Origin of the sequence: Micromonospora sp. NPDC050187, from assembly GCF_044459745.1 — a bacterium.
Classification (GTDB): domain Bacteria; phylum Actinomycetota; class Actinomycetes; order Mycobacteriales; family Micromonosporaceae; genus Micromonospora.
Window position 1 is genome coordinate 1 of sequence record NZ_JBITJH010000044.1, and the last position, 18,865, is coordinate 18,865.

Below are 18,865 nucleotides of genomic sequence, written 5' to 3' on the forward strand. Positions count from 1 at the left end.
TCCCGGGGCCACCCGACCCACCCGCACGCTCACCAACAGCGGGTCACGGCCGCACGGGGGATACAACCGACCCGCCCCCACCACCATTCCCCGCCGACCGGACCGGCCGTCACACCTGGCCGACGGGCCGTCGGTGCCCCTTATGGGCGCTGGCCTGCGGGGCCCCGGGCGGGGGCGCGGCCGTGATCGCGAAGAAGAGCAGGGTTCGTTACTATTAACCTTTCGCGATCCCGGTGCGGGTCATCGACCGAAAGATTCCCATCGTAGCGATCGCACCGCAATCGTAGCGGTGGCAGCGGATACGTCACCGTCTCGGCGAGGAAGGGCGACAATGGAACGGCCGGAGTGGGCACCAGAAGACGTTGATCTCAGCCGGCCGAGTGTCGCCCGGGCCTACGACTACTGGCTGGGCGGCTCGCACAACTTCGAGGTCGACCGGGAGTTCGCCCGCCAGGCACTCGCGGCGGTGCCGGACCTTCGTCTGGTGGCGCGGGCGAACCGTGAGTTTCTGCACCGGGCGGTGCGGTTCATGCTCGACCAGGGGATCCGGCAGTTCCTGGACATCGGATCGGGTATTCCGACGGTCGGCAACGTGCACGAGATCGCCCAGCAGATGGATCCGGACGCCCGCGTGGTCTATGTGGACATCGACCCGGTGGCGGTGGCGCACAGCACCCAGATCCTCGCGGGCCAACCGAACGCCGTCGCACTTCTCGAGGACCTGCGCCATCCGGAGGCCATCCTCGGCCATCCGGACACCCGCCGGCTGTTGGACCTCGACCGGCCGGTCGGGCTGCTGCTCGTGTCGGTCGTGCACGCGGTTCCCGACGAGGACGATCCGTATGGACTGGTCAAGCGACTGTGGACGGCGCTGGCTCCGGGCAGCTGCGTGGCGATCAGCCATGTCACCACCGACAGCCGACCTGACGAGATGGGAGAGGGCGCCCGGCTGAGTGGTCGGACGAGCACGCCGGTCACCGCCCGCACCCGGTCCCAGGTGGAGAACTTCTTCTCCGGCCTCGAACTGGTGGAACCCGGTGTGGTCTGGTCACCGCTGTGGCGTCCCGAGACTCCGGACGACGTCGGGGAGCATCCCGAGCGGATGAGCTTCTACGTCGGAGTCGGACGCCGCGGGTGAGCGATCGGCCCGATACCCACGGGGCCGACGACCGGCGCCGGCAGGGTGTCGAGGAGTTCGCCAGGGTGTGGGCCGCGGCGTTGCACCGGGCCCACTACGTGCCGATCAGCGCTGAGGAGCGGCGTCGGATCGTCACCGGGCTGACGGAACGACTGGTCGCCGGTGTCCTCACCGAACCGCCTGATCCCGGCAGCGGCCAGCGGATCGGCGCCGATCTGGTGGCGGCGGGTTTCGGGTCACCGGAGGCGCTTGGTCGGACCATCGCGATCATCGGCTCGCGGCTGCTCACCGAGCTGCGAATGCCGGTGGACCCCGCGCTCGACGCTCGGCTGACCGGGCTACTGGCCGAACTCGCGGTCGGTTTCGCGTCGGCCGCGCACGACCGAAGCTTGCGGGCCCAGGACCTGGTTCGGCTGGCCGCGCTGGCCGCACACACCCGGGCCGAGGAGGCGTTGCGGGTCAGCGAGGCCCGGTTCCGTCGCTTCGCCACCCACGACCAGTTGACCGGACTGCCCAACCTGACCCTGTTCACCGAGCGGCTGGGCAGCCTGTCCGCCGCCGGTGCGCCGGTCGCCCGGGCCGGGATCTGCTGCCTCGACATCGACGACTTCGCGGCGGTCAACGACGTGCTCGGGCACGAGGTGGGTGACCTGCTGCTCCGCGACGTCGCCGGTCGGCTCGGCGCGATCAGCGACCGGCGGATCGACCTGGTGGCCCGGCTGGACAGCGACCGGTTCGCGATCCTGGTCGTCGGCACCACCTGCGCCGAGGACACCGTCAAGATCGCTGACCGGGCGCTCGCCGCGTTGGCCGTCCCGTTCCACGTCGCGGGCACCGAGGTGCCGTTGACGGCGAGTGCCGGGGTCGCCGAGGGAGCGGTCCACGACGGCGACGCCGCACCGTTGATGCGCGCCAGCGAGATCGCGCTGCACTGGGCCAAGGCGGACGGAAAGGCAACCTGGCGTCAGTTCGACCGGGAGCGCAGCGACGCCGACGCCACGCGGTACCGGCTGTCGGCGGCCATGCCGGCGGCGCTGCGGCGGGGCGAGTTCACCCTCGCCTACCAGCCCATCGTCGATCTCCGGTCGGGGCGGCTGACCGGGGTCGAAGCCCTGGCCCGCTGGCACCACCCCCGGCTCGGCCTCCTGAGCGCCGCACGGTTCATCGAGCCCGCCGAACGCACCGGCCTGGTCGTGCCCCTCGGCGCCCAGTTGCTCGAACAGGCATGCCGTCAGGCCAGCCGCTGGCAACGTCTCCAGCCCGGACTCTACGTCAGCGTGAACGTGTCGGTGCGCCAGCTCCAACAGGGCGGCATGGCCGGGACGGTCTCACAGGTCCTCGACCGGACCGGCCTGCCGCCGGGTCTGCTCCACCTCGAGGTCACCGAGCAGGCCGTGATCGAACTGTCCGGGGCCGTGGCGGACACGCTGACCGCACTGATGAAACTCGGCGTCCGACTCGTCATCGACGACTTCGGCGTCGGCTACGCGAACCTGGCCAACCTCCGCGCCCTACCACTACACGGCCTCAAACTCGACGCCAGCCTGACCCGTCCGTCGGCACCGGCGTTCCGGCAAGCGTCCACGTATCGTCCCACCACGGATGACGATTTCCTCACCACCGTCGTGTCGCTCGGCCACAAGCTCGGCCTCACCGTGACGGCCGAAGGTATCGAAACCGCCGAGCAGGCCCACCGTCTCGCCGCCACCGGCTGCGACAACGGGCAGGGATGGCACTTCGGTCGACCGGTGCCGCCCAGCGCGATCACCGACAGCATCGTGGCGCAGACCCACCCGATGCTCACCACGTAGGACCCGGGCCGGACCCAGTGGTCCGGTGGTGCCGAGATGCCAGCGACCCGACCGGCTACCCGGTCGACGCCCTCCGCCCGCCGGGTGGCCGACAATGATGTCCGATCGGGCTTCAGAACGGCCGAGCGTACGGGTGGCTCCTCACGTGGTCGTGGATCTCGCGCAGTCACGGTTTGTCAGCCGGCACCGATGTCCCGCCACCTGGCGAGGTTCCTGCGGGTGGTGAGAGTGTCGGGGTGGCCCGGGCCGAGCACTCGGAGCTGGTCAGCGAGCACGTGCTCGGTCGCCTCGATGGCGCCGGCGCGGTCACCGGACTCGCCCTGCCAGTAGGCCATGTTGCGCCGGGTGGTCAGGGTGTGCGGATGGTCCGGGCCGAGCACGCGCAGGTAGTCGGCGAGCACCCGCTGGAGTGCTTCCACCGCGCCGGCGGGGTCGCCGGCCTGTCCCCGCCAGTAGGCCACGTTGCTGCTGGTGCTCAGCGTATGGCGATGCTCGGGGCCGAGCACCCGCAGCCGGTCGGCCAGCACCTGCCGGAGTGCTTCCACCGCGCCGGCGGGGTCGCCGGCGTGTCCCCGCCAGTAGGCCAGGTTGTTGCGGGTCATCAGGGTGTCGGGGTGGTCGGGGCCCAGTACCCGTGACCGGTCGGCCAGGACCTGCCGGAAGGCCTCGACCGCGCCGGCGGGGTCGCCGGCGCGGCCCTGGCTGTAGGCCAGGTTGTTGCGGGCCATCAGGGTGTCGGGGTGGTCGGGGCCCAGTACCCGTGACCGGTCGGCCAGGACCTGCCGGAAGGTCTCCACCGCGCCGGCCGGGTCACCGGCCTCACCCCGCCACTGCGCGACGTCGTGCAGAGTGGTCAGGGTGTGCGGGTGATCCGGGCCGAGCACTCGTAGGCAGTCGGTGTGGAGACCGGTGAAGAAGGCCACGGCGTCGGCGGGATGGCCGGTGTCGCCGAGACTACGGCCCGCCCGGGACAGCACCGCGTGAACCTGGGGAACGAGCAGGGCACGGCGGCGGTGACCGTACAGCGCCGCGGTGTTCGCGTACAGGGACTGGTGGCTGGTGGAGGAGTCCCGTTCCGGGACCGGCCAGATCTGCAGCAGCGCGTCGGCGGCGATGCGGGCGGCGGTGTCGAGCTGTTCCGGGGCGAGTCGGTCCCGGGTGGCCCGTTGGACGAGGGCGTGCACCCGAAGGTGGCCCCCGCTGTGCGTGACGAGACTGAGGCGGTGCAGGTTACGCAGGGCGTCGGCGACGGCGTCCTGGTCGATCGGAGCAGCGTCGTCGCCGCGGTCGAGACTGCCGAGGTGGTCGGTGACCGCCGGACTGGTGAACAGGTGGACGGGAATCCCGTTGGGGTCCAGAAGCGCCGCCAGGTCCAACAGGGGTCGAGCCAGCCCGCGTGGCTGGAGCCGGTCGGCGGCGACGATCGACAACCACCAGGTCGCGGCGACCGTCGCCCGGTGCTCGTCGGGCAGCGCTTCGGGCTCGGGCAACAGTTGGGCGAGAGCCCGTCGACGATCGGTGAGGCGGACCCGGTAACCGGTGCAGTCCAGTCCCCGGTCGGTGAGGTAGGCGGTGGCCTGAGCCAGCGCCAGCGGAAGGTGGCCGAGGTCGGCGGCGAGCTGTTCGAGTTGGTCGACGGGCTCGTGGGGCAGCTTGTGCCGAAGGTATGCGGCCGCTTCGGCGGGGGTGAACACGCCGAGATCGAGGACCCGGCGTCGGCCGTCGGCGAGCGCGGCATCACGGCGGCGGGTGGTCACCAGTACCGTGCCGGTCGGCGTGGCGGGTGGCCACAGGCCGTTCAGGTCGGCCGGGGTCTGGAGGTCGTCGAGCACGATCAGCCAGCGCCGGTCGGTCGTCGCCAGCCACGCCAGGAACTGGACCGCGGCCTTCTGCACCTCCGTGTCGGCGGCGTCGAGGACTCCGTACGCGGCCTGCGCGTAGGAGGCGACGACGCCGTGCCGGGTGGCGGCGGTGACCCAGACCAGCAGGTCGATCTGCCCCCGTGAGGACGCGTGGTCGGCATAGGCGGCGGCCAGCTGGGTCTTGCCCACCCCACCCAACCCGCACAACACCTGGGTGTGCGTCGCTGCTCCACCACCCGGAGCGGTCTGCCCAAGGTCGACGACGTGCCGCCGGTGCTGGTACCCGTCGACCACCGCCGGAACCACCCCGACGCGGTGCGGCCACCGCACCTCCCGACCCGTGTTGATCGTCACTGGGGCGTGGAACTGGCCCACGGGACCGTAGGCGGCGCCGACGCGTACCTGTGCGGGTGGGTCGGTGGGACTGCTGCCGGAGGCGGACGACCCTGCTACGCCTCCGGCCGTGGCGGGGGGCCTGGCAATTGTCCGTAGCTGACGCTGACCGGGCCGGTCATGGTTGCCGCGGTCGGCCCGTAGGCGGTCTCCACATGCAGGGTGCCGTCCCCGACCTGCACACCCCGTGCCCCGTGCAGGTCCACCGGATACCCACCTGCCCGGGAGCCTGCCGGGTCCACCAGGTCGAGCAGGCGGTTGGCGGCAGCCAGGACCAGCTCGTCCCGGTCGGCCCCGGAGTCGGCCAGTTCCACGGCGATGCGCTGCTCCCACACCGTCGAGCCGGCGTCCTCGTGCAGGATCTGCTCGGCCGGACCGCGACCGGCCAGCCGACGCCGTAGCGCATCTCGCAGTCCGACATAGGCGTCCACCGCCGCGGCACTGGTACCCGCACCCGCACCCGCCGCCAGCGCCGCGACGATCAACTCAACACCGGTCACCTCGACCACCCTCCCTTGAGGACACCTGGCGATTGTGTCACCGGCCGCCAAGAGGATCGCGCCAGCGAACCGGGATCAGGGCCAGTACGACCGGCCCCGGTCAGCCTGCGCCAGACGACGCTGCGGGCCCCGTCGGCCGGTCCGACAAACGCCCGACGGAGGAGACAGCTGGTCCTGTCCGCCCATCGCGACGGGGGTGAGCAGTGACTCACGGTCTTTCGTCCCGCTCGATCTTGCTGCTAGCTTATTGCCAAGGATTTGCAACAACTATGGAGACGCGCTTTGGGGGTACGGTGTGATGGCCACCGCCCTGCTGACAGACCAGCAGGACCTGCTCGGCGTCGCGGCGCAGCGCCGCCGCACCGGGCTCTGGCTGGTCGCGTTGACGGTCGGGCTGGTCCTGACCGGCGTGGTCGCGGTCGGCTCCGGGGCGATCGGGATCGCCCCGACGACCGTGGCCCGGATCATCGGCCATCAGCTCGTCGGCGTGCCCGGGGAGGTGACCTGGACCATGCCCCAGGAGGCGATCGTCTGGCAGGTCCGACTTCCCCGGGTGTTGCTCGGCGTGCTCGTCGGCGCCGGGCTGGCGGTGTGCGGCGTGGCGTTGCAGGCGATGGTGCGAAACGTGCTCGCCGACCCGTACCTGCTGGGCATCAACTCCGGGGCCTCCAGCGGCGCCGCCGCGGCCATCCTGTTCGGGGCCGGCGCCGGCTTCGGTGAGTACGCCCTGTCCACCAGCGCCTTCCTCGGGGCGCTCGCGGCGTCGCTGCTGGTCTTCCTGATCGCGCGCAGCGGCGGACGGGTGACCTCGATCCGGTTGCTGCTGGCCGGGGTCGCGGTCGGATACACGCTCTACGCCACCACCAGCTTCCTGATCTTCGCCTCGGGGTCCGCCGAGGGCTCCCGATCGGTGATGTTCTGGCTCCTCGGGTCCCTCGGACTGGCCCGGTGGAACGTCCTGCTCCTGGTGACCGCAGTCGTGCTGGGCGGCGCGATCGTCTACCTGACGATCGCCGGACGGCGCCTCGACGTGCTGGCCATCGGTGACGAGACCGCGCAGACCCTGGGCGTGTCACCCGACCGGTTCCGGATGCGCCTGCTCGTGGTGGTCTCGCTCAGTGTCGGCGTGCTGGTTTCCGCCGCCGGCAGCATCGGGTTCGTCGGGCTCGTCGTCCCCCACCTGGCTCGGCGGATCGTCGGCGGCCAGCACGTGCGGGTGGTGCCGGTGGCCGCGTTGCTCGGGGCCATCCTCCTGGTCTGGGCCGACGTCATCGCCCGGGTCCTGCTGGCCCCGCAGGAGATCCCGATCGGCATCATCACCTCCCTGCTCGGTGCGCCGTTCCTGGTGATCCTGATCCGTCGTCTGTACGCCACCGGCGCGTGAGCGCCTGATCCGTCGAGGAGAAACGATGCAGGGTGTCCGCCTGGCCGTCACCGCAGCCGTGTCCGCCACGGTGCTGCTCGCCGCCGCGTGCGGGGGCGGTGACGAACCGACGGCGGCGGGCGACGGGTACCCCCTCACCGTCACCAACTGCGGCGCGGACGTGACCTTCGACGCCGCGCCCCGGCGGGTCGTGCTGCTCAAGAGCGCGGCCGTGCCGTACCTGCACAGCCTCGGGGTGATGGACCGGGTCACCGCCCGAGCCGGGCAGTACCCGAAGGAGTACTACGACGCCGCGACCCTCGCCGAGCTTGACCGGATCCCGCTCCTGACCGACAGGACAGACACCAGCGGCCACCTGCAGATCTCCAAGGAGGTGGTGATCAGCCAACAGCCGGACCTGGTCCTCGGTCAGGTGGACAACCTGTCCCGCGACACCCTCTCCGCGGTGGACATCCCCCTGCTGGAGGAACCCGCCCTGTGCCCCGGCAGCACGACCGTGCCGACCTTCGACGACATCTACTCCCAGATGCAGACCTACGGCAAGGTGTTCCGTCGCGAGGCCGAGGCCACCACCGCGGTCACCGCCCTGAAGGACCGGATGGCCACCGTCCAGGCGAAGGCGGACCGGTCGTCCGGACGCACCGCTGCCGTGCTCTACCCGACGGTCGGTGGCGGCACCACGTACGCCTACGGAACGGCCAGCATGGCCCACCCGCAACTGGAGGCGGCCGGCTTCCGCAACGCCTTCGGCGACGTCCGGGAACGGGTCTTCGAGGTCACCATCGAGGAACTGCTCGGTCGCAACCCGGACGTGCTGATCCTGCTCTACGGCGACGGCGACCCCGCGGCGGTCGAGCGCGGACTGACCGGCCTGCCCGGTGCACAGAACCTCAACGCCGTCCGCAACGGCAACGTCATGACCCAGCTGTTCAACTTCACCGAGCCGCCCACCCCGCTGTCGATCGACGGCCTGGAACGGATCGTGCAGCGTTTCCAGGGCACCCCGTGATCCAGGCGACCGAGGTCACCTGGCGCTACGGCGCGAACGCCGTGATCGACAGGGTCAGCGTGACGGCGAGGCCAGGCCGGGTCCTCGGGCTGATCGGCCCGAACGGAAGCGGCAAGACGACCCTGCTCCGGCTGCTCTACGGTGCGTTGCGCAGCAGCACCGGACAGGTCGCGGTCGACGGCGACGAACTGTCCGCCCTGCCGTCCCGGGAAGCCGCACGTCGGCTGGCCGTGGTCGTGCAGGAGACCGGCGGCGAGACGGCGCTCACCGTGGCGGAGCTGGTGCTGCTGGGCCGGGGGCCGCACCTGTCGACGTTCCAGCGCACGGGCCGCGCCGACTACGAGATCGCCGCCCGGTGCCTGACCCGGGTCGGCGCCGCCCACCTCGGCCCACGGCCGTTCGGCCAGCTCTCCGGCGGTGAGCGTCAGCGGGTGCTGATCGCCCGCGCTCTCGCCCAGCAGGCCACCCACCTGCTGCTCGACGAGCCGACCAACCACCTCGACATCCGTTACCAGCACGAGATCCTGCACCTGGTACGCACCCTGGACACCTGCTCGATCGTCGTGCTGCACGACCTCAACCTCGCCGCCCGCTACTGCGACGACCTGGTGCTGCTGGGTGGGGGTGGGGTCGTCGCCGCAGGCACCACCGACGAGGTGCTGGATCCGGCGGTCCTCCAGCCCGTCTACGGCATCGGGATCCGGCGCCTGGAACTCGACGGCGCCATCCACCTGCTGTTCCGGCCGGTCGAGTAGACCGACGACGAAGGGAGTGCCGCATGACGGCGCAGGACCGCATCAACGCCTACTGGACCGACCGCGCGCCGAGCTACGACGAGTACCAGCAGCGTCCCGACCGTCTCGCCGTCGACCAGCAGGCCTGGTCGGAGGTCTGGAAGGGTGCCCTGCCGCCGGCGCCGTCGGACGTGCTCGACGTCGGCACCGGCAGCGGGCAGGTCGCCATGGTCCTGGCCGGTCTCGGCCACCGCGTCACCGGCATCGACCTCGCCGAGGGCATGCTGGCGCGAGCCCGCCAGCACGCCGCCGGCATGCCGAACGGCCCTGTGATCCGGCGCGGTGACGCCGTCCACCCGGACTTCCCGCCCGGCAGTTTCGACGCGGTCACCAGCCGGTACCTGATGTGGACCCTGCGCGAGCCGGAGGTCGCCGTGGCCAACTGGGTCCGTCTGCTGCGTCCGGGTGGCACGATCGCGGTGGTCGACAGCACCTGGTTCCCCGACGGCCTGGACAACGCCTCGGAGAACTTCACCGACCACTACGACCCCCAGGTCCAGGCCGTCCTGCCCCTGGCCGCCGCGCGGTCCATCGACCAGACCGTCGCGGTCCTCGAAGCGGCTGGACTGGCCCAGGTCACGGTGACCCAGCTGACGTCGATCTACGAACTGGACCGACGGTTCGGGGTCGCCCCGAACCACGAGCACCAGATGCAGTTCCTGATCACCGGCCGGCGGTAGGGCGGCAACGGCCGAGCATCAGAAGACCCTTGCCGACCGCCCCGGACCGGCATGCCGGGGACGGGGGTTGTCGCCGGGCCGGCATACATCGTATTCTCCATCGAACTAGTGGGGAATGTGGGGGAACGAGGGGTCGCGTGGGTCGCCACGTCCCCTCGGTCTGGCCCCGATCGGCAGGCGGAGGAGCTACGCGATGCGGACGTCGACGCGTGCCGAACGGTTCGCCGCGCACCGTGCGGGGACCGCCGGCAGAGCAGATCGCCTCCCGAGGCGTAGCCGCCTGTCCGCCCGCGTCGTGACAGGCCGTGGGAACGGCGCTCACGGAACTGGCCGACCACACCAACCCTGACTGGACGACTCGGCGGACGACAAGGTCCGGTCGACCTGCCACCCCTTCACGACTGGCGGTAGACATGCGAAAACTCATCCTCCTCGCCCTGGTTGGCCTGGGTGCCCAACTCGTCGACGGCAGTCTCGGCATGGCGTACGGCGTCACGTCGACGACGCTGCTGCTGGCCATCGGCACCAACCCCGCAGCGGCGTCGGCGACCGTTCACCTTGCCGAGATCGGCACCACACTCGTCTCCGGCGCCTCGCACTGGCGGTTCGGGAACGTCGACTGGAAGGTCGTCTGGAAGATCGGCATCCCTGGCGCGCTCGGTGCGTTCGCCGGCGCGACCTTCCTGTCGAACCTGTCGACCGAGACCGCCGCGCCGTTGATGTCGATCATCCTGCTCGCGCTGGGGCTCTACATCCTGATCCGGTTCACCGCGATGGGTCTGCCCAAGGGCAACCTCGGCAAGCCGCTGCGCAAGCGTTTCCTTGCCCCGCTGGGCGTGGTGGCCGGTTTCGTCGACGCCACCGGTGGCGGCGGCTGGGGTCCGGTCGGCACCCCGGCGATCCTGGCCAGCGGTCGACTGGAGCCGCGCAAGACCATCGGATCGATCGACACCAGCGAGTTCCTCGTCGCCGTCGCCGCGAGCGTCGGCTTCATCGTCGGCATCGGCTCCGAGGGCGTGAACTTCGCCTGGGTCGCCGTGCTGCTGATCGGCGGCACCATCGCCGCGCCGATCGCGGCCTGGCTGGTCCGGCACATTCCGCCGCGCGTGCTCGGCTCGGCCGTCGGCGGAGTCATCATCCTGACCAACGTCCGCACCCTGCTGCGCAGCGACTGGATCGACGCGTCCGACGGTGTCCGCTACACCTTCTACGCCGTCATCTACGTCGTCTGGGCCGCCGCCCTGGCGTACTCCATCCGCCAGTACCGGGCCAACCGGGACGAGGAACGCCGCATCGTCGCCGAGACCGAGACCGAGGCCGCTGCGGCAGCCGACGGGCCGAACGAGAAGAGCGCCACCCCCACCGTGTGATCCGCGACACCGACACGGGAGAAAGGCGATCAGCCTCGCTGGCGACGGCGGGGCTGATCGCCTTTCCGGCCAACGATTGTCGGGACGGCGGTGTGTCGTCCGCCCGCCGGGTGGCCCACCTCCCCGGGTTGGCCGGGCCCCGCCCCGAGGCTATGCTGCGGCTCAGGTCATGAGTGCCAGCGACAAGCCCCGGCTTGCTGGCCGGCAACCCTCGTCGAGGTTCGCGGTGGGGTGCCCCGGGTGATGACCCGGTCCAGCACGATCAGGTGCTGGGCAAGCGCGGGCCCCGTCCCCCTGCCGTACCGGGGTCCCTGGATGCCGGAGGTCTGGCATGACCACTGCCCTCGTACCCCTGCCCGTCCGCGCCGGATCCCGTCCGGCGCCACGACCGCCGTACCAGCCGCTCCAGGTGCTCGGGGTGCCCGGCGAGATCAACCTCGACTACGCCGCCACCGCACCCTGCGCCCGCGCCGCCGCCGACGCGGTGGCCGAGCTGCTGCCCTGGTACGCCAGCGTGCACCGGGGCGCCGGCGCACTCTCCCGGCGCTGCACCCTCGCCTACGAGCAGGCCCGGCAGACCGTGGGTGACTTCTTCTCCGTCCGCCCCGACGATCACGTCGTCTTCACCCGGAACACCACGGACGCGCTCAACCTGCTCGCCCACGCGCTCCCCGCCGACACCAAGGTCGTCACGTTCGCCGGTGAACACCACGCGAACCTGCTGCCCTGGCCGGCCGGGACCCTCCGGCTACCGGTGCCCGACTCGCCGCACGCGGCGGTACGCGCGCTCGCCGCCGCCCTGCGCGAACTGCGGCGGGGGACCGACGCCAGCACGCCGATCCTGGTCGCGGTGACCGGCGCGAGCAACGTCACCGGGGAGTGCTGGCCGGTCGCGGAGCTCGCCCGGGTGGCCCACCGGCACGGCGCCCGGGTCGTGCTGGACGCCGCCCAACTGGCACCGCACGCCCCCGTCGACCTGGCCGCGCTCGACGTGGACTACCTCGCCGCGTCCGGACACAAGCTGTACGCCCCGTTCGGCACCGGCGTGCTCGTCGGACGGGCGGACTGGCTGGACGCCGCACCGCCGTACCTGGCCGGCGGCGGGGCCACCGAGCACGTCGGGACGGCGACCCACGACGTGCGCTGGACCACCGGCCCCGGCCGGCACGAGGCCGGCACCCCGAACCTGCTCGGCGCGGTGGCCCTGGCGGCGGTCTGTGCCGCGCTCGACGCCACGGACCGCGTCGCCCTGCACGCCCGGGAGCAGGCGCTGCTGACCCGCTTACGCACCGGTCTCGCGGCGCTCCCGCATATCGTCGAGTTGCGGATCTTCGGTCCCACGGCCGACCGGGTCGGCATCGTCTCCTTCGTGGTCGCCGGCCGGGACTCCGCCGACGTGGCGGCGACCCTCGCCACCGAGCACCGGATCGGAGTACGCGACGGGCTGTTCTGCGCCCACCCGTTGGCCCGGCGGCTGCTCGCCGAGGCCGCCGCACGTAGTGGGCACCGCGACCTGCCGCCCACCGCCCTGCGGGCCAGCCTCGGACTGGGCAGCACCGACGACGACGTGGACCGCCTGCTCGCCGCCCTCGCCGCGCTCGGCTGACCCGACCCAGGGCACCCGGAACGGAGGATCGGCGAGCGAGCCCTCCGGCCGCTGGGGCGACCACCGCCGAGGGCGTGATCGTGCAGAGGACCGCCCGGTCGGAACGTCTCCGACCGGGCGGTCCCGGTATGCGGGTCAGCGCTCGGCGAGGAACGTCTCCACCGCGTCCGCCGCGTGCCGCAGCCCGCCGCAACCTGGTGGTTGTCGGCCGTGCCGAAGGAGACCAGCAGTGCGGTAGCCGGGCCGTCAACCGCCGGGGAACTGGTCCGGGTCGACGCTGCTGGTGCTGGCGTTGCCGCCCACCACAGGGGTGAGGGAGACCGTCCAACCGGTGTACGTCCGCGAGGTGGTACGGAACGTGAGCGGGTCGTCGAACTTCTCGAAGTCGCAGTCCCGGCTGAACGCCTTGCTCCTGGCGTCCCAGTCCTTGCCGCTGGTCATGAAGATCTGGTAGGTCCCGTCCCGGACACCGCGCACCGTGAAGGTGCTCTTGCCGCGGACGTAGACCCGGGTGACCGCTGTCTTGCCCCGGGCGATGCTGATCACCGCGTCGGCGCCACCATTTTCGATCTTCAATTGGCCGAGGCCGCCCTTGGTCCGCTTGACGTAGGAGCCGTTACTCAGCCGCCGGTTACCGTCCTTGGTCTTCTTCGGGAGGAAGGAACCGACCTGGTAGGCCCGGGTGGGGTCGGCGGTCGCCAGCGCCTTGGCAGCGGCGCGGAGTTGGTCGGCGGCCCTCTCCCGGCTGACCCGCGCGACCGCCGCCGGCCCGAGGCAGGCCTGCCCCGACGTGGCGGAGCCGGTGCCGGTCAGGGCGGCGGCCAGATCGTCCAACGCCTCGACCAGGGTGTCGTGGGCGGTCGCCACGCTCGCCGGCGGCACCATCTCGGCCAACGCCCGGCGCTGGGTGCCGGCGGTCGTCGCCAGCCCGGACGTCGCAGTACGCACCGCCGTGGGGCTCTTGGCGGCGGCGAGGGTGCGGAAGCCCGCGTTCAACGCCTGGTCGGTGCTGGTCAGCACCGTCTGGTACTGGTCCGGGGTCACGGGCGCGACGCTCGGGGACGGCGCGACCGACGGTGCTGTGGAGCGGACTCCGGCGACCGGTGCGCCGTCCTCGTCGTCGCCGTCGAGGAAGAACGCCAGCGGCAGCCCGCAGCAGGCCAGCACCGCCACGACCGTCACGGCGGCAACGACGAGCACCGTCCTGCGTCGCGCCGGCTGGACCGGGGCGGGCACCGGCGGACCGTACGGCGGCGAACCGGGCTGGGGTCCGAACTGTGGCGGGGGCCCGAACTGCGCTGGCGTCACGTTCACCCGGACCCGGACGTACACGTCCTGAGGTGATCCGTCAGCTCCCACCGGTCCCAGACCGGCCAGCCGCAGCAGCGAGCCGTCGCCGGTCCCGGCCGGAACTCGGATCGTCACCGTGTGTCCGGACCAGGGAAGGAGGACGGTCTTCATGGTCTCGGCGCCGGCGTCACCCGGCCCAAGCTCGATCGTCAGGTGCGCCTCGGGCTCCACGTGTCGAGTATGGACGTGCCGCGCAACCGCGATTCGGCTCCGGCCTGAACGTGTGCTGTGCGACGCGCGCCCGGTCCGGTCACCGGGCCGGGGCACGCGTCTCAGTACCCGAGCTGGAATGTGGCGTCCTGTGTTCGGTGGCCGTGATCGGGGCGACGGTGGGGTGTTTGGCGTTCAGCGGCTGGCTGTACCGGGCCTTGGGCAGCGGGCTCCAGCTGTCGCTGCCGACGTCGCCCGACCGCCACGGGTACAGCTCCCCATTGACGGTAGCCGGCGTAGGTGGGGGCGGCGAGGGCGCGTCCGCTGGCACCGAGCACGCTCGCGCCGGCCGCCGCCAGGCTGGCGGACAGGACGGTTCGTCGGGAGACCTTGGTGATTCCTCGTCGTCGGCCGGTCACTCGCCGGACGGCGCGGTCAGCGTGACGCCGAGCCGGACGGGAGTGCCGAAGTTGGGGGTGCCGTCGGCGTTCCAGGTGAACTTCTGGGCGCGGGTGGAGCGGTTCATGTCGCAGCCGCCGCCGGCGGAGTCGTTGGCGTGGTAGACGATCCAGTTCTCGGTGCCGTCGGGCGACGTGAAGAAGCCGTTGTGCCCGGGGGCGAAAACGCCGTTCGCGTCGTTGCGCTCGAAGACCGGCGTCGACTTCTTGGTCCAGTGCGCCGGGTTCATCGGGTCGGTGCCGGTCAGCGTGAGCAGGCCGAGCTTGTAGTCCGGGCCCCAGCACGCCGAGGCCGAGTAGACCACCATGACCCTGCCGTTGTGGTACAGCGGTTCGGGACCCTCGTTGACCGCGCCGGTCTGTCGCTCCCAGGAGAGGGTGGGCGAGCTGAGCCGGGCCCGCGACCCGCTGAGCGTCCAGGGGTTGGTCAGCCGCTGGATGAAGTTGCTCTGCCCGGCCCCGTCGCCACCGTAGGTGCCCATCAGGTAGAGCCGGCCGCCGACCTTGAGGACGCTGGCGTCGAGTTGCCAGTCGCTACCCAGGTCGGCCTTGAACGTGTACGGACCCATTGGGTCGGTGCCGGCGGACTCCAGCACGTGCAGCCGCTGCGTGGGGTTGAAGTCCGGGACGTTCTGCCCGGCGGTGTAGTAGAAGTACCAGCGCGGGCCGTTGGGGCCGTCGAGCAGGTGGAACTCCGGCGCCCACATGTTGCAGCAGCCGTTGGGGCGGCCGGCCAGGTTGAAGATCACCTGCTCGGGGGCCGTGGCGAGCCCGGCGAGGGTCCGTGAGCGTCGCATCGTGATGGTGGAGTTCCAGGTCGTGGTGGCCAGGTGGTAGTAGCCGTTGTGGTACTGCAACCACGGATCCGGGCCGTTGCGCTTGATCGGGTTGGTGAAGGTGCCCGGCGCGGACCCGAGGGCGACGAACTGCCACTGCTGGTTGGCGCCGTCGAGATCCTGGTACTGCGAGACCCGTGCGCCGTCGGCGGTGGACCACTCCCAGACGTCGAGGGCCTTGCCGCTGTTGCGGTTGACCAACCGGACGTGTCCGCCGGCGGAGTCGGCGAGTCGGAACTGCTGCCGGGCGTCGTTGCGGTCGGTGTTCTGCACGAGCTGGATGCCGTCGTCGGCGGTGGGCAGGTCGAGCACCTTGCCGCTGTGCACGGACTGCACCCGGTACCAGCCGCCGCCGGAGTCGAGGAACCGCCACTGCTGCCAGGCGCCGTCGTTACGGGTGTACTGGTTGATCGCGGCGCCGTCGCCCGTGGCCAGGTTGTAGACGTCGAGGGCCTTGCCGCTGTGCCGGTTGACCAGGACGTACGGGATGTCCGGCTGCACCGTGGCGGCCGAGGCCCCGGGCATCACGACGGTGGTACCCACGGCGGTGAGCACGGTGACCACCCCGGCGGCCAGGACGCCGCGAAGTTGGCGCTTGCGCATGAGGAAGCTTCCCTTCGGACTCAGTAGACGAACGGCCAGCCGGCCGGGTCGTAGCCGACGAGGTTGATGCCGAGCAGGGCGGCGCCGTTGTCGGCGTAGTAGTGGTAGACAAGGGCGTCACCGCCGGTGTCGGCCAGGACCGCCTGGTGACCCGGACCGTGGATGCTGCCGTGCCCGGCCAGCACCTGGGTGCCGCCACCGGAGTTCATCGGCGTGCCGTTGCGGTCCAGGTACGGCCCGGTGACGCTGGTGGACCGGCCCACCATGATCCGGTACGTGCTCGACGCTCCCTGGCAGCAGCGGTCGAACGACACCCACAGGTAGTAGTACGAGCCGCGCTGGACGATGACCGGTGCCTCGATGGCTCCGCCGCCGCGTCCGGCGATGGCGTGCAGGGCGCCGTCGGCCCGCTTACCGGTGTTCGGGTTCAGCGCGATCATCTTGATGCCCGACCAGAACGAGCCGAAGCTCAGCCACCACCGGCCGGCCGCGTCCACGACGAGGTTGGGGTCGATGGCGTTGAAGTTGTCCGAGGTGCGGGAATCGATCACCAGGCCCTGGTCGGTCCAGGTGCCGGACTCCCCGGTCGGGCTCGTCGCCAGGAAGATCGCCGACCGGTTCGACTCGAACGTCGATGCCGAGTAGTACAGCCAGTATCGACCGTTGTGGTACGACAGGTCCGGTGCCCACAGGCTGCGGCTGCCCTCGGTGTACGTGGTGGTCCAGGGCGCCCCCCCGGGGAACACCACTCCGGCGTTACGGAACGCGGTCCGGTCGGCGGAGGTCTTCAGCGCGATGTTGTCGCCGGTGTGCGCCAGCAGGTAACCGCCGCCGGGACGGCGCACGATGGCGGGGTCGTGCACGCCGACGTCGCCGGTGACCCGGCCCGGCGGGGGATACGCCGCCGGCGGCGTGGTGGGTGTTCCGGTGGGGGCCGGGGTGACCGGCGGCGTCGTGGGCGTACCGCCCGCCACGCGGGTGAGCTGCCACTGCTGGTTGGCGCCGTCGAGGTCGGTGAACTGGCTGACCCGCGCGCCGTCGGCGGTGGAGTGCTCCCAGACGTCGAGGGCCTTGCCACTGTTGCGGTTGATCAGCCGGACGTGGCCGCCCGCCGAGTCGGCGAGCCGGAAGTGCTGGTTGGCGGCGTTGCGGTCGGCCCACTGGACGACCTCGGCACCGTCGGCGGTGGCGGAGTCCCGGACGTCGAGGACCTTGCCGCTGTGCCGGGCGCGCAGTCGGTACCAGCCGCCGCCGGAGTCGACGAACTGCCACTGCTGCCAGGCCCCGTCGTTGCGGGACCACTGGGCGATCCGTGCGCCGTCGGTGGTCGCGCGGTCGTACACCTCCAGGGCCTTGCCGCTGTGCCGGGCGGTCAGTACGTACCAGGCCGAGGTGTCCACCACGGCCGCCGACGCGGAGCGGGTGGAGACGGCCACGCCGGTGGCCGCGACGGTCACGACGAGAACGAGGAGGGCGACGTGGCGTCGAATGGACGACTGTCGTGGCGGGGGAGCGGGCGAGGCCATGGCGGTCCTTCTGGGACGGGCGACGGTCCGGACCGGCCCGTCGCGACCGTGGACGACCGGCAGCCGGCTGCCAGCCGGGAGGGCCGCACGGGTGGTGAACGCGCCCCCGCCTTCAGCAGATCATCCACTCAAGACAACTAGGAGTGTCTATGTTCGCGTTAACATTGCTGAGGTGTCAAGGCGGCGGGCAAGTCATCGTCATGCCGGCCTAGCCGGCAAAAGGTGAACCTGGGCCTGGTTTCCCACTCGTTCGTGGTCATGTGAGCGACAACATGAACAATCAATCGTCGATCGGCGAATGCCCGTTGACCAGAGCGTCGTGTCGCTCTGCCGGCGGCCTCCGTCGTGGCCGGCACGATGCGGCGGTCGGGGAAACACCATGACAGGATGCGGCCCGTGCGTTCGGGGAAACCTCTTCTGACTGCGGTGGCGGTGTGCGCCGTGGCGCATGCCACGGGCATCCTGGTGGCCGATCCGGTCTGGCGGTACGCCGAGGTGCTGAGCCTGGCTCTGCTCCTTGCCTACGCCGTGGTCAGCGGGCTGCCGAATCCCCGCTGGGCGGTGCCGTCGGCCCTGACGGCGCTGTTCGTCGACGCAGTCCGGACGATGCCGGCCGACCCAGACACCGGACCCCACGGCTGGCAGATCCTCCGGCCGGGCCCCACCGACGTCGACACCTGGGCTGGCTTCGAGTCGGGACTCACGCTCTGCTGGGCGTCGTCGACCGCGGTGGTGGTCCTGCTCGCGGTCCGGCACCGCGCCGGCTGGTGGCGGCGGACGGTGGCGGTGGCGGTGGGGGTGGGGGCCGCCACGCTGCTCACCGGGTACGCGATCGTCCGGGTCGTCGACGTCTGGCACACCACGCGGGCCGACCAGCGGCCGTACGCGAACGGCGTCGACGCGAGCGACGCAGTGATCGCCGCGAGTCTGGCCGTGCTGCCGCCGGTGGCGCTCGGGCTGACCGCGCTGGCGCTCGCCACGGCACTGGCCGGGCGCGGCCGGTGGCTCGCCTCGGCAGGCGCGGTGCTGCTGGCCGTGGTCGCGTTGCCGCACCTGGACGCGAGCATCGGCGCGGTGCCGCTGCCCGTGGACGCGGACGGGTACGTCGTCTCGTTCGCCTGGCAGGCCATCACGCCCGGCCTGTCGATGCCGCAACCCGTCCCGGCACTCACGGCGGCGGTGGAACTGACCGCGTACCTGCTTCTCGTCGCCGGCCTGACCGGTACGCACCGGCCGACAGGCGTCGCACCGGCGGGGCCGGCCGGGTCGCGGCCCTGACGTCGGGCCGCCGCCCGCCCGGTCCCGGGGGGGCCCCCCCGGGGGGGGGGGGGGGGGGGGCGGGGGGGGGGCGCCCCCCCGGGGGGGGGGGGGGGGCCCCCCCCCCCCCCCCCCCGC

14 protein-coding genes and 1 riboswitch are annotated in these 18,865 nt (G+C 71.7%); of the genes, 9 read left to right on the forward strand and 5 right to left on the reverse strand.

What is annotated here, in order from left to right; translation table 11 throughout:
- The first annotated feature begins 331 nt into the window (after positions 1 to 331).
- Complete coding sequence (locus tag ACIBJE_RS31345) at positions 332 to 1,138, forward strand: SAM-dependent methyltransferase (protein WP_396753893.1); 807 nt, start codon at positions 332 to 334, stop codon at positions 1,136 to 1,138.
- A complete protein-coding gene (locus ACIBJE_RS31350; RefSeq protein WP_396753894.1) occupies positions 1,135 to 2,949 on the forward strand; it encodes a putative bifunctional diguanylate cyclase/phosphodiesterase in 1,815 nt (604 codons plus the stop codon). Before ACIBJE_RS31345 ends, ACIBJE_RS31350 begins: the two co-directional genes overlap by 4 nt.
- 176 nt (positions 2,950 to 3,125) lie before the next feature.
- Here ACIBJE_RS31350 and ACIBJE_RS31355 read toward each other — a convergent pair whose 3' ends face one another.
- Positions 3,126 to 5,165, reverse strand: a complete 2,040-nt coding sequence (locus ACIBJE_RS31355; RefSeq protein WP_396753895.1) for a tetratricopeptide repeat protein — start codon at positions 5,163 to 5,165, stop codon at positions 3,126 to 3,128.
- Positions 5,166 to 5,260: 95 nt separating this feature from the next.
- Entirely contained in the window at positions 5,261 to 5,704 is a 444-nt protein-coding gene (locus ACIBJE_RS31360; protein WP_396753896.1) for a hypothetical protein, read from the reverse strand.
- A 298-nt stretch (positions 5,705 to 6,002) separates the two neighbouring features.
- Here ACIBJE_RS31360 and ACIBJE_RS31365 point away from each other — a divergent pair, with 298 nt between their 5' ends.
- From ACIBJE_RS31365 to ACIBJE_RS31390, 6 genes are all read left to right on the forward strand, one after another.
- Positions 6,003 to 7,088 carry a FecCD family ABC transporter permease gene (locus tag ACIBJE_RS31365; protein WP_396753897.1) on the forward strand — a complete coding sequence of 362 codons (1,086 nt, stop codon included), beginning with the start codon at positions 6,003 to 6,005 and terminating at the stop codon, positions 7,086 to 7,088.
- A 25-nt stretch (positions 7,089 to 7,113) separates the two neighbouring features.
- Positions 7,114 to 8,097 carry an ABC transporter substrate-binding protein gene (locus ACIBJE_RS31370; protein ID WP_396753898.1) on the forward strand — a complete coding sequence of 328 codons (984 nt, stop codon included), beginning with the start codon at positions 7,114 to 7,116 and terminating at the stop codon, positions 8,095 to 8,097.
- On the forward strand, positions 8,094 to 8,852 hold the full coding sequence (locus ACIBJE_RS31375; protein ID WP_396753899.1) for an ABC transporter ATP-binding protein: 759 nt from the start codon (positions 8,094 to 8,096) through the stop codon (positions 8,850 to 8,852). Before ACIBJE_RS31370 ends, ACIBJE_RS31375 begins: the two co-directional genes overlap by 4 nt.
- Positions 8,853 to 8,875: 23 nt before the next feature.
- The gene (locus ACIBJE_RS31380) at positions 8,876 to 9,571 is read left to right on the forward strand and encodes a class I SAM-dependent methyltransferase (protein ID WP_396753900.1); all 696 of its coding nucleotides are present in this window, start codon (positions 8,876 to 8,878) and stop codon (positions 9,569 to 9,571) included.
- Between the two features lie 413 nt (positions 9,572 to 9,984).
- The gene (locus tag ACIBJE_RS31385; protein WP_396753901.1) at positions 9,985 to 10,941 is read left to right on the forward strand and encodes a sulfite exporter TauE/SafE family protein; all 957 of its coding nucleotides are present in this window, start codon (positions 9,985 to 9,987) and stop codon (positions 10,939 to 10,941) included.
- A 165-nt stretch (positions 10,942 to 11,106) separates the two neighbouring features.
- Positions 11,107 to 11,227: riboswitch (SAM riboswitch) on the forward strand.
- Between the two features lie 45 nt (positions 11,228 to 11,272).
- Positions 11,273 to 12,547 (forward strand): aminotransferase class V-fold PLP-dependent enzyme, encoded by a 1,275-nt coding sequence (locus ACIBJE_RS31390; RefSeq protein ID WP_396753902.1) that lies wholly within the window; start codon positions 11,273 to 11,275, stop codon positions 12,545 to 12,547.
- Positions 12,548 to 12,793: 246 nt separating this feature from the next.
- Here ACIBJE_RS31390 and ACIBJE_RS31395 read toward each other — a convergent pair whose 3' ends face one another.
- The 3 genes from ACIBJE_RS31395 to ACIBJE_RS31405 form a co-directional block, all read right to left on the reverse strand.
- Positions 12,794 to 13,783, reverse strand: coding sequence for a hypothetical protein (locus tag ACIBJE_RS31395; protein ID WP_396753903.1), 990 nt, complete (start codon positions 13,781 to 13,783; stop codon positions 12,794 to 12,796).
- 679 nt (positions 13,784 to 14,462) lie between these two features.
- Positions 14,463 to 15,944 carry a family 43 glycosylhydrolase gene (locus tag ACIBJE_RS31400; RefSeq protein WP_396753904.1) on the reverse strand — a complete coding sequence of 494 codons (1,482 nt, stop codon included), beginning with the start codon at positions 15,942 to 15,944 and terminating at the stop codon, positions 14,463 to 14,465.
- Between the two features lie 20 nt (positions 15,945 to 15,964).
- Positions 15,965 to 17,401 (reverse strand): family 43 glycosylhydrolase, encoded by a 1,437-nt coding sequence (locus ACIBJE_RS31405; RefSeq protein ID WP_396753905.1) that lies wholly within the window; start codon positions 17,399 to 17,401, stop codon positions 15,965 to 15,967.
- Between the two features lie 510 nt (positions 17,402 to 17,911).
- On the opposite strand from ACIBJE_RS31405, the gene ACIBJE_RS31410 reads away from it, so the two are divergent.
- On the forward strand, positions 17,912 to 18,748 hold the full coding sequence (locus tag ACIBJE_RS31410; protein WP_396753906.1) for a hypothetical protein: 837 nt from the start codon (positions 17,912 to 17,914) through the stop codon (positions 18,746 to 18,748).
- The last annotated feature ends 117 nt before the right edge of the window (positions 18,749 to 18,865 follow it).

What these genes read in the sequence shown, in the direction of transcription:
- ACIBJE_RS31390 (WP_396753902.1), top strand. Translation starts at nt 11,273, where the DNA reads ATGACCACTGCCCTCGTACCCCTGCCCGTCCGCGCCGGATCCCGTCCG.
- ACIBJE_RS31380 (WP_396753900.1), top strand. Translation starts at nt 8,876, where the DNA reads ATGACGGCGCAGGACCGCATCAACGCCTACTGGACCGACCGCGCGCCG.
- ACIBJE_RS31365 (WP_396753897.1), top strand. Translation starts at nt 6,003, where the DNA reads ATGGCCACCGCCCTGCTGACAGACCAGCAGGACCTGCTCGGCGTCGCG.
- ACIBJE_RS31345 (WP_396753893.1), top strand. Translation starts at nt 332, where the DNA reads ATGGAACGGCCGGAGTGGGCACCAGAAGACGTTGATCTCAGCCGGCCG.
- ACIBJE_RS31400 (WP_396753904.1), bottom strand. Translation starts at nt 15,944, where the DNA reads ATGCGCAAGCGCCAACTTCGCGGCGTCCTGGCCGCCGGGGTGGTCACC.
- ACIBJE_RS31385 (WP_396753901.1), top strand. Translation starts at nt 9,985, where the DNA reads ATGCGAAAACTCATCCTCCTCGCCCTGGTTGGCCTGGGTGCCCAACTC.
- ACIBJE_RS31370 (WP_396753898.1), top strand. Translation starts at nt 7,114, where the DNA reads ATGCAGGGTGTCCGCCTGGCCGTCACCGCAGCCGTGTCCGCCACGGTG.